12 protein-coding genes and 1 pseudogene are annotated in these 13,454 nt (G+C 71.5%); 8 read left to right on the top strand and 5 right to left on the bottom strand.

Annotated features, from left to right (window positions below; genetic code table 11):
• Positions 1-11: 11 nt before the first annotated feature.
• A complete protein-coding gene (locus WMF34_RS24460; RefSeq protein WP_437989281.1) occupies positions 12-878 on the bottom strand; it encodes an SCE4755 family polysaccharide monooxygenase-like protein in 867 nt (288 codons plus the stop codon).
• 371 nt (positions 879-1,249) lie between these two features.
• Here WMF34_RS24460 and WMF34_RS24465 point away from each other — a divergent pair, with 371 nt between their 5' ends.
• Together WMF34_RS24465 and WMF34_RS24470 are read left to right on the top strand one after the other, a co-directional pair.
• The gene (locus WMF34_RS24465; protein ID WP_437989282.1) at positions 1,250-2,095 is read left to right on the top strand and encodes an aldo/keto reductase; all 846 of its coding nucleotides are present in this window, start codon (positions 1,250-1,252) and stop codon (positions 2,093-2,095) included.
• Between the two features lie 79 nt (positions 2,096-2,174).
• Complete coding sequence (locus WMF34_RS24470; RefSeq protein ID WP_437989283.1) at positions 2,175-2,735, top strand: hypothetical protein; 561 nt, start codon at positions 2,175-2,177, stop codon at positions 2,733-2,735.
• A 22-nt stretch (positions 2,736-2,757) separates the two neighbouring features.
• Here the strand turns inward: WMF34_RS24470 and WMF34_RS24475 are convergent, their stop codons facing one another.
• Positions 2,758-4,215, bottom strand: a complete 1,458-nt coding sequence (locus WMF34_RS24475; protein WP_437989284.1) for a thioredoxin family protein — start codon at positions 4,213-4,215, stop codon at positions 2,758-2,760.
• Between the two features lie 170 nt (positions 4,216-4,385).
• Here WMF34_RS24475 and WMF34_RS24480 point away from each other — a divergent pair, with 170 nt between their 5' ends.
• Together WMF34_RS24480 and WMF34_RS24485 are read left to right on the top strand one after the other, a co-directional pair.
• Positions 4,386-5,051 (top strand): hypothetical protein, encoded by a 666-nt coding sequence (locus WMF34_RS24480; RefSeq protein WP_437989285.1) that lies wholly within the window; start codon positions 4,386-4,388, stop codon positions 5,049-5,051.
• Positions 5,052-5,181: 130 nt separating this feature from the next.
• Positions 5,182-5,955, top strand: coding sequence for a hypothetical protein (locus WMF34_RS24485; RefSeq protein WP_044965665.1), 774 nt, complete (start codon positions 5,182-5,184; stop codon positions 5,953-5,955).
• Positions 5,956-6,191: 236 nt separating this feature from the next.
• Here WMF34_RS24485 and WMF34_RS24490 read toward each other — a convergent pair whose 3' ends face one another.
• Positions 6,192-6,626: a hypothetical protein gene (locus tag WMF34_RS24490; protein ID WP_437989286.1), complete on the bottom strand. Its 435-nt coding sequence runs from the start codon at positions 6,624-6,626 to the stop codon at positions 6,192-6,194.
• A 196-nt stretch (positions 6,627-6,822) separates the two neighbouring features.
• Between WMF34_RS24490 and WMF34_RS24495 the strand changes: the two are divergent.
• The 3 genes and pseudogenes from WMF34_RS24495 to WMF34_RS24505 form a co-directional block, all read left to right on the top strand.
• Positions 6,823-6,972: pseudogene (locus tag WMF34_RS24495) on the top strand (type 1 glutamine amidotransferase domain-containing protein); the annotation flags it as partial.
• Between the two features lie 321 nt (positions 6,973-7,293).
• Positions 7,294-9,339 carry an OPT family oligopeptide transporter gene (locus WMF34_RS24500; RefSeq protein ID WP_437989287.1) on the top strand — a complete coding sequence of 682 codons (2,046 nt, stop codon included), beginning with the start codon at positions 7,294-7,296 and terminating at the stop codon, positions 9,337-9,339.
• A gap of 648 nt (positions 9,340-9,987) precedes the next feature.
• Entirely contained in the window at positions 9,988-10,224 is a 237-nt protein-coding gene (locus WMF34_RS24505) for a hypothetical protein (RefSeq protein WP_012237396.1), read from the top strand.
• 28 nt (positions 10,225-10,252) lie between these two features.
• Here the strand turns inward: WMF34_RS24505 and WMF34_RS24510 are convergent, their stop codons facing one another.
• On the bottom strand, positions 10,253-10,990 hold the full coding sequence (locus WMF34_RS24510; RefSeq protein WP_012237397.1) for a cysteine hydrolase family protein: 738 nt from the start codon (positions 10,988-10,990) through the stop codon (positions 10,253-10,255).
• Positions 10,991-11,106: 116 nt separating this feature from the next.
• On the opposite strand from WMF34_RS24510, the gene WMF34_RS24515 reads away from it, so the two are divergent.
• Positions 11,107-12,018, top strand: a complete 912-nt coding sequence (locus WMF34_RS24515) for a LysR substrate-binding domain-containing protein (RefSeq protein ID WP_437989288.1) — start codon at positions 11,107-11,109, stop codon at positions 12,016-12,018.
• A gap of 76 nt (positions 12,019-12,094) precedes the next feature.
• On the opposite strand, the gene WMF34_RS24520 is transcribed toward WMF34_RS24515, so the two are convergent.
• Complete coding sequence (locus WMF34_RS24520) at positions 12,095-13,321, bottom strand: PAS domain S-box protein (RefSeq protein ID WP_437989289.1); 1,227 nt, start codon at positions 13,319-13,321, stop codon at positions 12,095-12,097.
• Between the last annotated feature and the right edge of the window lie 133 nt (positions 13,322-13,454).

The raw sequence follows: 13,454 nt of genomic DNA on the forward strand, positions 1-13,454 counted from the left end.
CGGCCCCGCGATCACGAGCGCCGCGGCCCGCGACCGGCAGCGTCCTGCCGCGGCGCCAGCCGGCCTCGCCGCCGCCCGCGCGCCGCGAGCGCGAGGGCGGCGAGCGCGCCGAGCCCCGCCGAGATCGGAGCCCCGCCCACCGCGCCGCCGAAGCTGCACCCGCCGTCGTCCTCCGCCGCGCCAGAGCCCTCGTCAACGCCAGCGCCCGTCGTCGCGCCCCCGCCCGTGCCCGCGCCCGCCCCTGTCGTTGCGCCCCCGCCCGTGCCGGCGCCCGTCGTCGCGTCTCCGCCTGCGCCCGCCGTGGCGCTGCTGCTCGCGCTCGTCGCCGCGTCCCCGCCCGCGCCCGTCGCACCGCCGCCCGTGCCGGCGCCGGTGCTCGCCGCGCTCGTCGCGGCGCCAGGGTCGGAGGACTTGAGCACCAGATCCGCACAACGGTAGTACAGGGTGGCCGGCCTCCTGTCCGTCATGACCTGGATGAGCTGAAGCGTGCAGTTGTCACACTCCACGTCCGGGAGCGTGACCTCCGCCGAATACGATCCTCCCTTCTTGTCGGCGATGCCGTCGAGCAGGCAGCCCTTGTCCACCCCCGGCTCGCAGAGATCGTTCTCATTGGCCGGCTCCGGAAAATCGTCGAAGCCGTCGTCGTCGAACATGATCCGGAAATGCCCGGGGTGATCGATCGTCTCGTTCCACGTCACCGTGATGGTCTCGCCCGGCTCGAACACGGTGACGGTCTCGCCCCGCGCATCGCCGCGAGCACCACAAGGCGCCACCTTCTGCTGGTCGTCCGCGTGCCTCGGCGCGGGGGACGTGAGGTCGATGTGCGCGCGGCTCACGCCAGCGAACGACATCACGGCGGCCACTACGAACGATCCCATCAGCATGCAACGCATCGATCCACCTCCTCGGAGCCCACGGGCAACGCAATCTACACAGCGGCTCATCGTCTGTCTGCGACGTCCTCAAGCAAGGAATTTTCCACGGGCAGGGCGCCAGTGACCGACGTCGCGAACCGCCGGACTCAGCCCAATGAAGGCGCTCGGGCTTGCTTTTCGTGGTGAATTCAGCGATCCCACCTGGGGCGGAGGGGCGCCTCTGCAACGCCGATCAGGTAGAAACGCTGTGTCCATGCGGCTCTCCGTGAGGGGAGGCCAGCACGGACCGCGTGGGGGTGGGGCCCCGCCGGCTCTGCCGGCGGGGCGGGGGCGGCGCGTGCCGCCCCCGGTGACAAAAGCGGAGGTTCATCATCATGGAGCAGCGCGCACTCGGTTCTACTGGCGTCACGATCCCGGTCGTCGGACAGGGCACCTGGCAGATGGAGATGAACGATGAGGCGGCCTGCATCGACGCCATCCGACGGGGGATCGACGCGGGCATGACGCACATCGACACGGCGGAGATGTACGGCTCGGGCGCGGTCGAGGCGCTCGTCGGCAAGGCGATCGCCGGCCGCCGCGACGAGGTGTTCCTCGCCTCCAAGGTGCTGCCCAGCAACGCGAGCTACGCCGGCACGATCGCGGCGTGCGAGCGCAGCCTGGAGCAGCTCCGCACCGACAGGCTCGACCTCTACCTCCTCCACTGGCCCGGGCCGCACCCGCTCGAGGAGACGTTCCGCGCCTTCAAGGACCTGAGGGACCGGGGCAAGATCCGGTATTTCGGCGTCAGCAACTTCGACCAGGCGGAGCTGTCGAAGGCGATCACCATCGCCGGAGCGCGCGAGATCGCCTGCAACCAGGTGCTCTATCACCTGCTCGAGCGGTCGATCGAGCACCGGGTGCTGCCGCTCTGCGAGCGGCACGGTATCGCGGTCGTCGCCTACAGCCCGTTCGGCTCGGGCCGGTTCCCGGCGCCGGACAGCGCGGCCGGCAGGGTGCTCGCGTCCGTCGCCGCCGCCCACCGCGCGACGCCGTGGCAGGTCGCGCTGCGCTTCCTGCTCCGCCGACAGCCGATCTTCGTGATCCCCAAGGCCGCGAGCGCCGCCCACGCGCTCGACAACGCGGCCGCGGGCGATCTGCGCCTCAGCAGCGAGGACATCGCCCGCCTCGAGACGGCCTTCCCCCTCGGCCGGGACCGCGGCGTGCTGCCGACGCTGTGAAGCGGGCGGCGAACAGAGGAACCGTGAGGACGCCAGGAGCCACCAAGATCGGAATTTCCCCTTGGCGTCTTCTGGCGCCTTGGCATGTCTTTCCTTCGTAGGCCGGTGCGCCCCCCGGCCCGGGGGGTGCCCGGAGGACTGCCCGGGCGTCTGCGGGTGCGACGGCCAGTTCTACTGCAATGCGTGCGTCGCGCAGCAGGCGGGGGTGGATATCTCGGACAATGCCTCCTGCGGCGAGACCGAGGTCGGCCGCTACACCGCCACGTACTGGCCCGGCGGGTACGATCATCTCACCATCTACAAGGCCCGGCCAGAGGCGGACCTCTGCGTGGTGCTCTACGCCGAGGCGCCGAGCAGGCAGTCGCCTGCGGGCTTCGACATCGTCACGGTCCCGGAGATGTGGAGTGTGTCGCGCCTCCTGATGCGCAAGGGGGCGGCCGGCTGCACGCCGGAGGGCCTGGACCCCGCTGGCGCGGCCGTGAGCGCGACGGGCGCCACAGGGAGCCTGACGATGGAGCTCCTGCCGGGGACAGCCGCCCCGTGCACCGTCGACGTGGACATCACCGTGACCTTCCCGGAGGACCCCGCGACCGACCACCTCCGCGCGACGGACCTGATCGTGGACGCCGGGTGCCAGTAGCGGCCGCCAGACGCCGCCGCCGTCAGCGCTTCTTCACACCGCCGCCGCGCTGGGCCTTCTCCGCCTCGGCGAGCCGCCGCCGCGCGTCGTCCAGGGCCGCCTGGCTGGCGTGGCCCTTGGGGAGCGCCTCGTAGCCGGCCACCTCCTCGCGCAGCGTGGCGATCTGCTCCGCGCCCCGCCCGAGCCGCTGCTGGATCTCCGCGCGGAGCTTCAGGTAGCGCAGCCGGCGCGGGCCATAGGCGCGGCCGATGGCCCGCTCCACCGCGGCGAGCGCCTCCGCCTCGCGGCCCATCGCGTGGAGCACCTGCGCGAGCCGCGCGGGCGGCTCGTACGAGGCGGGCATCTGCGCCTCGCGCTGCGAGAGCATCGCGACCGCCTCCTCGCCGCGGCCGAGCGCGATGTACGCCATGGCGCGCCCGTAGTCGTACGCGGCGGCCGCCTCGGGCGTCTTCGCCTCCTTCGCGGCCCGCTCCAGCACGGCGAGCTTCGACTCGCTCGCAGCGCGGGCCCCGCCCGCGTCGCCGAGCGCCTCGAGCCCCTCGGCGAGCAGGCCCCACGCGTCGGCCCTGTCGTCCGCGCTCGCGTCCGCGGGCGGGCTCGCGACGATCGATCGCAGCCGGGCGACCGCCGCCTCGCGCGCGGCCCGCTGGGCCTTGCCGCCGGGGAGCGCGGCCGCGCAGGAGAGCAGGACGCTCGCGAAATCGGCGGGCAGCGCCGCGCCCTTCACCTCGCCGACGTGCGCGCTGCCGAGCTCCGCGCACGCCGCGGCGTCCTTCGTGCGGTAGAGCGCCGAAAGGAGGCCGAGCAGCGCCTCGCTGCGCCGCGGCCAGGCCTCTCCGCCCCGGGCCAGGGCGCGCCGGTAGGCGGACACCGCCGCGGCGTGGTCCCCGGCGCTGTGGGCCCGCTTCGCCTCGACCAGCAGGCGGTTCGGATCGTCCGCGGGCAGCGCCGACGCAGCCTGCGAATCCATCGCGAGCAGCGCCTCGCGGATGAGCTCGCGCAGCTCCTCGACCGAGGCGGCGCCCCGCCAGAGCCCGATCACCTCGCCGCCCGCCGGCTCGAGGACGAAGAACGTCGGCCACACCGTCACCTCGTGCCGCTCCAGGAACGGCGCGCTCTCCGGTCGATCCGTGTCGACGTCCGCGAACACCACCCGATCGGCGAACGGGCGCAGCGACGGATCGGTCAGCACGTAGTGCTTCATGCTCAGGCAGGTGTGGCACCACGGCGCCCACGCATCGACGAACAGCGCCTTGCCCTCGGCCCGGGCCTTCTCGCGCGCTCGCGGCACGTCGTCGTGGATGAACTCGAGCGGCGGCCGCGCGGCCGCCGGCTCCGGCCCGGCAGCGGGCGAGGGCGCCGCGGCTGGCGGCGACGGCGGGGCGGCCGGAGGCGCCGGCGCGCGTGGCGGCGGCTCGGCGGCACAGGCAGCGAGGGCGGCGGCGGAGACGAGGGCGGGGAGCAGGGCCGGGGCACGCACGGCCAGACATGGTAGCCGAACCGCGGCGAGCTCGCCCTCGCTGCGACAGGCGAGCGCGGCACCAGGACCGAGCGCGGCACCGGGACCGGATCGCGGCGTCGCTGGCGGGCGCCTCCGTGCGTCGATAAGGCGCTCCCCGACGGCCGCAAAGCTGGTACAGTCCCGCCGCAGTGAACGATTACGCGGGTCGGTGCGGCAGCTGCGCGGCATTCACCCGGGCGCACGACGATCCAGCGCGCGGCCGCGTCGGCGAGTGCGCCCTCGAGGTGTACCCGCCGCCGATCAAGGCGACAGCGACGTGCGCCCGTTACCGTGCCAAGGGCGCGCCTCCGCCGCCACCGCCGCCCCGGGCGGCGGGCCAGCCGCGCGGCTCCGGCGTCAGGCCGCGGGCGCCCGAGCGCGCCCCGTCGCCGGAGCACCGGCCGAGCGCGGCGCCGCAGCCCTTCCGTTCGCCGCTGCCAAGGGAGATCGACATCGACATGGATATCGACGAGTTCCGCCGTGTGCTGCGCGAGGTGCTGTCCGAGGAGCTCGGCGTCGGCCGCGCGGAGATGGGCGGCCGCTGGGAAGGCGGGGAGATCGTGCTCCGGCCCGGGAAGGAGGGCACGGCCGAGAAGCGCATCCCGCTCGACGTGTTCTTCCACAAGATCGTGATGCTCCGCGACAAGCTGCGCGTGCTGGAGCAGAAGATCAACGGGCACGAGGGGCTGAGCGACGCGGAGAAGGTCCAGCTCCAGGCGTACATCACGGGCTGTTACGGGACGCTCACGACGTTCAACGTCCTCTTCGCGCGCCGGGAAGACGGATTCACAGGCAGCGGCCGAGACAGCGACTGACCCCAGTTGCCCTGCGCCGAGAGCGCCACGGCTCTCCCTCTCGTGCCTCGCGCGGGCCATGGGGGCCTCATCACTCGCTCGCCCCTCCGCTTCGGCCTGCTGGGCCCGGGCGCGGCGCTATACTTGCCCCGTGTTCCGTTCCGATCGAGATGCGCTCGCGGGCAAGCTCGACGACGTTCAGGCCGAGAACGAGCGCCTGCGCCGACAGAACGAGGCCATGCGTCACGCCCTGCTGGCGCAGCGCGTCGGCGGGCAGCCTGTTGCGTCCAACAGCTATCGGGGCGGCGTGGCCGCGCTGGGCGCGGGCGAGCGGGTCGCGCTCGCGCGGCACCAGCTCGAGGCGTTTCCGGTGTGGGCCACGGCGCTGCTGCACGTCGTGACGTTCGGAATCGTGTCGTTCGTCCGCTTCAACGCGATGCACGCCCAGCTGCCCCGGGCCGAGCGCGACGATCCCTCCGTGGGGAAGGCCATCGTCCTGCACTTCGCCCCGTACTTCAACTACTACTGGATATTCTGGAACGGCCTCCGGCTCTGTGATCGCGTGAACCTGCAGTGCCGCCTGCGGGGCATGCCCGACGGCGTGCCGCGGGGCCTGGTCATCGCGGCGTGTGTGGCGAGCGTCATCCCGTACCTCCAGCTCTTTACCGGCCCGATCACCTGGCTGTTCGTCGCCATCGCCATGCAGCGCGCGGTGAACCGGATCGTCGAGTTCGACGCGCGGACCACGAGCGAGCGCGTGGAGCCGGTCGCCGCGGGCGCCGGCGTGTTCGGCCTGCGGTTCCCTGCGGTTCAGGCGCTGCCGCTGCCGGACGACGTCGCCGCCCAGGCGGAGGCGGAGGCGGAGGCCGCGGCGGTGGTCGCCGGGGAGCTCGGGAGAGGCCAGCGCTACCCGAGAGACCGATAACGTTGGACCACCCAGCGGCTTCAGCGTCTGAGCGGGCGCGGGTCGGCCCGTGCCCTCCGCCTCGGAGTCGGCCTTGTTGAAAAGCGCCGGCAGGACGTTGGTCCACGCGAAGCACATCTGGGTCGCCTGTTCGAGCTGCAGCACCGCCGACGCGCTTGCCAGCGGACGGGCCGCGGTCAGCTTCCAGACCGGGAGGTCGACCGAGCATGGTGGCCGGCGGGTGACTCGGCCTTGAGTCAGGTGAAGCTGTGCGGGAGCGATGCGCTGGGATCCGCCGCCCGGGCGGCCTTGCGACTGGCCTCGAGCGCTGCGGCGAGCGCCTCGTCATCGAACTCACCACCGAACTGGACGAAGACGCCGACGATCTCTGTGCCGCCGTGGCGGAAGACGGTGCCGCTGTCGGAGTAGTTCCACACGTCGAAGATGGGCTGGCCGCCCTCGGTCACCGTCCAGCGCTCGAGCGGCACCTCGGCCAGACCGTCGAACTTGCCGCAGGGGATCGCGAACGGGTCGTCGCCCTTGATCCCGTACTCCTTCAGCACGGCGCGCAGCTGCGCGACCTCGTGACCCAGGAACTGCTCGGCCTTCAACCACGGGCCCGCCCAGACGCGCTCGTCCTTGTAGTCGGCGCCGTCGATCTTGCGGTAGTTGGTGAACTGGTACCTTGTCATGGGCCCTTTTTAGCACACGCCCGCCGGCTTCCGGGGCTGAGGCACCTGGGGCGTCGACGCGGCCACGGCTTCCGTCACCCGGTGATGCGTCGCGCTCTGCGCGGAGAGCTTGCGAAGGCGCGACCATTCTCAACACCCTGGTACAAATGCTTCGCCCTGTCGTCGTCTACCGGGCTCGCGCCGGACAGCCTATCGGCTCGTCGAGCGCGGCGCGCTCTTCCAACCTGCAGCGCCGTGGCAGGAGCAGGTCGTCGTCGCCGAGCGCCTGGTGACCGGGCAAAACCCTGCGTCGGCCGCGGGCGTCGCCGAGGCGATGGTCCGCCTGCTCCGCCCCGAGGCGCGTTGACGGGTCGCGCCCCCGATGCGCTCACTGGGCGGTTAGGCCCGAGAGCGGGTATCGGAGGCCGGTGCGACGTCGAGGACGACAGGAGCGCTCCACGGAGGTGAGACAGCCTCCGGCCGGGCCCGCGAACGGCGCCGGCGGGCGCGACCCTCGTGACACGGGGCCAGCAATTCCGTCGCAGCATGGATTCGCCGAGATCGGCGGCAGGGCGCGGGGGCGATGGAGCGAACGGGGAATCGGCGAGATCTGCGCCGTGGGCGCTCGCCGAAGAGATGCACGGCGCGTCGCCCACCATGGTACAAGGTGCGAGGAGGTCGCCGCGCAATGGCCATCAAACAGCTCACGCCAGAGCAGGTTCACACCATGTCGCTCGAAGAGAAGGACGCATGGTGGCTGAAGAACGTCTACCGCGGCGACATGCCCCAGCTCACGTGGCGCTCGGCGATCACGGGCATGCTCCTCGGCGCGTTCCTGTCGCTCACGAACCTGTACATCGGCGCGCGCACCGGCTGGTCGCTCGGCGTCGGGATCACGAGCGTGATCCTGGCCTTCGGGCTCTTCAAGGTGCTCTCCAGGCTCGGCCTCGGCAGCGACATGACCGTGCTCGAGAACAACGCGATGCAGTCCATCGCGACGTCGGCCGGATACATGAACGCGCCGCTCTTCACGAGCCTCGCGGCCTACTCGATGGTCACGACGACGATCATCCCCATGGGCCAGGCGATGATCTGGATGTTCGTCCTCGCCATCCTCGGCGTGCTCTTCGCCTTCCCGATGAAGAAGCGCTTCATCAACGACGAGCAGCAGCCCTTCCCCGAGGGGATGGCCGCCGGCGTCGTCATGGACGCGCTGCACGAGAGCGACGAGAAGGAGGGCCTCTTCAAGGCGAAGCTCCTCCTCGGCGGCGGCCTCCTGAGCGCCGCGCTCGAGCTCCTCCGCGACGACAAGGTGATGCGCGCGCTCTTCGCGCTGAAGAACATCCCGCATTACTACGACGAGTTCCTCTATGGCGGGGGCTTCGCCGATCTGCTCAAGCGCTGGGGCCTCTCGCCGGCCATCCGCGGCACCCCCCTGAACGAGCTCACCATCCGGTTCGACACGAGCATTATCTTCGTCGCCACGGGCGGCCTGATGGGCATCCGGACCGGCGTGTCGCTCCTCCTCGGCGGCATCCTCAACTACTGGGTCCTCGCCCCTCTGCTGATCGAGCGCGGGATCATCCTGCCGAAGAACGGGCATTTCGGGTTCGGGGCGATCACCCTCTGGGCGCTGTGGGGCGGCGTCGCGTGCATGACGACGTCCTCTCTCTACGCCTTCTTCTCCAAGCCCAAGGTGATCCTCGACGCGTTCAAGGGCCTCACCAAGAAGGGTGGTGCGACCGACGTGCTCGCGGACATCGAGCTCCCGGTGAAGCTGTCGATCATCGGCATACCCATCGTCGGCGTGGTGATCGTGGTGCTCGGGGAGCTCTGGTTCGGGATCTCCTGGTGGCTCGGGGCGCTCGCGATCCCGCTCGTCTTCATCTTCTCGCTCATCGCGGTCAACTCGACGGCCATCACGGCGATCACCCCGACCGGGGCGCTCGGCAAGCTGACGCAGCTCACCTACGGCGCGCTCGCGCCGAAGAACATCACGACGAACCTGATGACGGCCGGGATCACCGCCGAGGTCGCGAGCAACACGGCGAACCTGCTGATGGATATCAAGCCGGGCTACATGCTCGGCGGCAAGCCGCGCCACCAGGCGATGGGGCACGTGCTCGGGACCATCGCGGGGCTCGTGCTCTCGGTGCCCGTCTGGTACCTCGTGCTCATCCAGGGCGACATCGGCCGCTACGGGACGGAGCGGCTGCCGGTCCCGAGCGCGCTCACGTGGAAGGCGGTCGCCGAGGTGCTGATGAAGGGGCTCGATTTCCTCCACCCGACGGCCAAGTCCGCGGTGGTGGTCGGGGCGATCGTCGGGATCGTCGTCGAGGTCACGAGGCAGGTCACGAAGAACCGATTCCCCCTCTCCGCGGTCGCCCTGGGGCTCGCGTTCATCCTCAACTTCACCGATATCTGGTCGATGTTCCTCGGCTCGTTCCTCTTCTGGCTGCTCGAGCGGCGCGCCGCGCTCTGGCACAAGAAGCGCGAGCAGGAGACACGGCTCAGCGAGACGGCGCCCGGCGGGCGCTCGGACGCGCCGCCCGCGCGCCCCTGGTACGCGCTCGCCGCGGAGAACACCGAGGCCATCTGCGCGGGCGTGATCGCCGGAGGCTCGCTGATGGGCATCGGTCTCAGTGTGCTCGGCGTGCTTGTGCTGCCCGACGTGCTGGAAGCCGAGAGCCTCACCAAGGCGCTCGGGCAGATCCTTCAATTCCCCCCGAAGTGAAGCGCTGGCGGTCGACGGGCGGGCCCATCCGGCTCGCTCGCGGCCGCCTGCTCAGCCCGATCCGGCGCGCGGGCGTGCTCGGGACGGCGCCTCGCCGTGCGAGCGCACGCGGAGGTGGAGGAGCGTTGGCGGCTCGCCGCGCCGCGCCCCAGCCATGCAGCCGCGCCTCACTGTGACAGGAATGCGCGCCGTGGAGGGCCGCGGCGAGCGCGTACCAGGACCGCGCGGACGCCGCGCGTCGCGCTGTCGAGCCGCTCCGCTCGGAGGCGCTCGTGGCGCGGTTCATGCAGCCTTGTTTGCACCGCGTCAACACGAGGTCAGCCAAGGACGCGCGAGGAAAGAACCGTCCATGCCGGTGAATGCGCCCCCCTCCCGAGGAACGCCCAACCCCGAGCCCGTCGGCGATCCCGGACGGGGTCCGCCGGTGCAGGATCCGGCGCCGCGCGAGCCGCCGCGGCGCGATCCCGATCCTGGCGAGCCGGCGCGTCGGGATCCCCCGCCCCCTCCGCCAGCGCCCGGAGAGCGCTCTCCGGAGATCGAAGACCCGCCGGCGCCGGGACAGCCACCCAAGGAGCCGGGGGTGATCGCGAGGACCGGCCGCGCTCGGCCAGCGGCGCAACATCATCCCCTAACCGTCGAGAGGTTCTCATGAACACGTGTGACTGCTGCGGCAACAGCTACGACAAGGCATTTCAGATCATGGTGGGCGGCACGAGCTACACCTTCGATTGCTTCGAGTGCGCGATTCACAAGCTCGCGCCCGTGTGCGCCCACTGCGCCTGCCGCATCGTGGGACACGGCATCGAGGCCGGCGGGGCGTTCTACTGCTGTGCGCACTGTTCCAAGCAGGAGGGCGTTCAGGGGGCGATCGATCGGGTGGCGTGAGCCCGCCCGCCAGGCGACGAGAGAGGTTTCACCTCGCGGCGTCGTGGAGCGGAAGCGCGAGGACGCCCTCGGTCGGCAGCACGTCGGCGAAGCGATCGGCGAGCGCGGCGAGCGAGACCTCGTGCACGGTCCGGTGATCGAGCACGCGCGCGCCCTGTGCGCCCTCGACGGCCGGCAGATCGCGGCTCGCCGACGCGTCGCTCGGGAGCAGGACGCGGTAGCCGAGCACGAGCCCGTCCCGCACCGTCGAGTCGACCGCGAGGTGGGTCATGAGGCCGCTCACGATGATCGTGTCCACGCCGCGGCGGCGGAGCTGGTCGTCGAGCTCGGTCTTCGTGAAGCCGCCGGCCATCGATTTCGTGATCACGAGCTCTCCGGCGAGCGGCCGCGCCGCGGGCGCGAAGTCAACGCGCGGGCCGTCCGCGGCGAAGAGCCGGGCGCCGTTCGCCCCGACGTTCCGCACGTGCGCCACCGTGATCCCGCTCTCCCGGGCCCAGCGGAGGAGCCTGGCCGCGTTCTCCAGCGCCGCGCGACCGCCCGGCAGCTTGAGCCCGCCTGAGAAGAACTCTTCCTGGAAGTCGACGAGCACGAGCGCCGTGCGCTCGGGGTGGAGCCTGTCGACCTGCCCGAGGCCGTACAGCCTTCGCAGCGTGGTCGCCTCGCCCGCCGCCGGAGGCAACGCCGCGAGCCGCTCCGCGGTCAGGGCCGAGACCAGGATGAAGAACAGCAGCGCGACGCCCGTGCGTCCGCGAGCTTGCGTGAGCATGGATGCCTCCTTCGCGGCGAGGCGGTCGCCTCGCGCTCCAGGAAAGTAGATCTGGAGCCTACGCGTGATAATCCTGGTCGTCCGACGAGGATTGCGTCGCGGAAGGAACGAATGGAATGGATCCGCTGGGCGGTCACCTGGACGAGATGAGGGCGTTCCTCGAGGTCGCGCGGCGGCAGAGCTTCTCGGCGGCGGCGAGGGCGCTCGGGCTCACGTCGTCGTCGGTCAGCAAGCAGGTCGCGCGGCTGGAGGAGCGCCTCGGCGCGCAGCTCCTCCGGCGCACCACGCGCCGCGTGAGCCTCACGGAGGCGGGGAGCCTGTACGCCGAGCGCGCAGACCGGATCCTCTCGGACATCGAGGAGGCGCGGCGGGCGGTCGCCGATCTCGACGGGACGCCGCGCGGGACGCTGCGCATCTCGGCGCCCACGGTCCTCGGCTCGATCCGCGTCGCGCCCGCGGTGCTGGCCTGTCGGGCGAAGTACCCGGAGCTCCGCATCGATCTCGACCTCACCGACCGCATCGTCGATCTGGTGGCCGAACGCATCGACGTGGCGGTGCGCCTGGCCGCCGAGATCTCCCCCGCTTCCCTCGTCGCGCGGCGGCTCGCCGACGACCTGCGCGTGCTCTGCGCGAGCCCGCGGTACCTGCGTCGCCACGGGACGCCGCGCCGCCTCGAGGACCTGGCCGACCACGACTGCATCACGCTCAACCTCGAGCCTGTCGCCCGGTGGACGCTCGTGGGCCCCGAGGGCGAGCGCGTCGTCCCGGTGAGCGGCACGTTCCGCTCCAGCGACACGATCACGCTGCGCGACGCCGCGGTCGCCGGCGTCGGCCTGGCGAACCTCCCCGATTACGTCGTCCAGGATCAGCTCGAGAGCGGCGCCCTGCGGCGCGTGCTGCCGGAGTACGGCGCCTCGCAGCGCGCCAGCTTCGCGGTCTACGCGGCGCCCGCGCGCGCCGCGGTCCGCGTCGTCGTCGATGCGCTGGCCAGGGCGATGGGGGCAGCGGGGACGGCGCGGAAGCCGTGAGCCAGCGCGGCGCTCGTGAGGGATCGCAGGGGAGCCGAGCGAACGCCGCGCCGGAGCGGTCGCCCGCGCGGCGCTGTCACAGGGGCCGCGGCGCAGCGCCCTGGAGCGGAGCGTGCGCCGCGCCGGCCGCGCGCTCCTTGGTCATCTGACGGATGCAGTACTGGAGCGCCGCCCGGAGGTTCCCGAGGGTGGTGATGTTCGCCAGATCGAGCCCGAGGCTGACGATGGTCTGGGCGACGTTCGAGCGGATGCCCGCGACGATGCCCTCGGCGCCGAGCAGCCGGATCGCGGCGACGAGATCGAGGAGGTAGCTCGCGGTCTTCGTGTCGACCAGCTCGACGCCGGTGAGATCGAGGATGGCGAAGCGCGAGCCCGTGCGGACGATCGCATCGAGCAGGGTATCCATCACCTCCGCTGTCCTGGCGCTGTCGAGCACGCCGATCATCGGCAGGGTCAGCACGCCGTCCCACACCTGGATGATGGGAGTCGACAGGTCGCGGATGACCCGCTGTTGCCGCTCGATGAGCTCCAGCCTGGCCCGGAGCTCCTGCTCGGTGTTCTTTGGCTTGCTGATATCGAGGGTGAAGCCGACGACCGAGAACACCTCGCCCTTCTCGTCGCGCATGGGGACCTCCCAGTTGTCCCAGAACACCCCGTGCGTCAGCGACTCCGAATGGCTCGCTTCGCCCGCGAGCGCCCGCCGCAGCACCTCGCACCCGTGCGGGTTGCTCGCGTAGAGGTCGAACACGTTCTTGCCGATGTGCGCGCCCTGCTGGAGCCCGATGCCCTCGAGCGCCTTGCCCTCGTGGCACGTGAAGGTCCCCTCGCGGTCGATGGCCCAGACGATGATCGGGAGCGACTGCGTGATGGCCTGCAGGATCACCTCTCTCTGATGGTGGCGGCGGGCCTGCTCGGTCCGCTCCGTCACGTCCTGCCCGAACACGCCGACGCCGATGACCTCTCCGTGCTCGTCGAGGATGCGCTCGTGGCGCCACTCGACGCTCAGCACGGCGCCGTCCTTCCTGACGTAGCTCCACACCCGGGGGGCCGCCCCGTCCTCCGCGAGGAGCTGCCGCCACGCGTCGGGGCTGCCGGACGCCGGCAGGAGCTCGTCCACGCGCTGGCCGAGCGCCTCCTTCCGCGCGTGGCCGAGCAGGCGCTCGGCCGCGCCGTTCCAGTCCTCGATCGTGAGCTCCTTGCCGTACTGGACGATCGCGACCGGCGCTCGCTCGAAGAGGCGTGCGCGCTTGCCCGCGAGTTTCTCAGCGTCGATTTCTCCCCATGACGTGGTGGCGGCGGTCATGGGCTGGAAATTTATCCTGGGCGTTCGCGCACGTCGAAATAACTGCCATTCGTCTTCGTCGGATCGTCCGCAGACCGTCCTGGGTTCGTAAGGACGGATCCACTGTTGCTGTAGCAACACCCCGTGAGCAAGC

Origin of the sequence: Sorangium sp. So ce145, assembly GCF_051525985.1 — a bacterium.
GTDB classification, from domain to species: domain Bacteria; phylum Myxococcota_A; class Polyangia; order Polyangiales; family Polyangiaceae; genus Sorangium; species Sorangium cellulosum_B.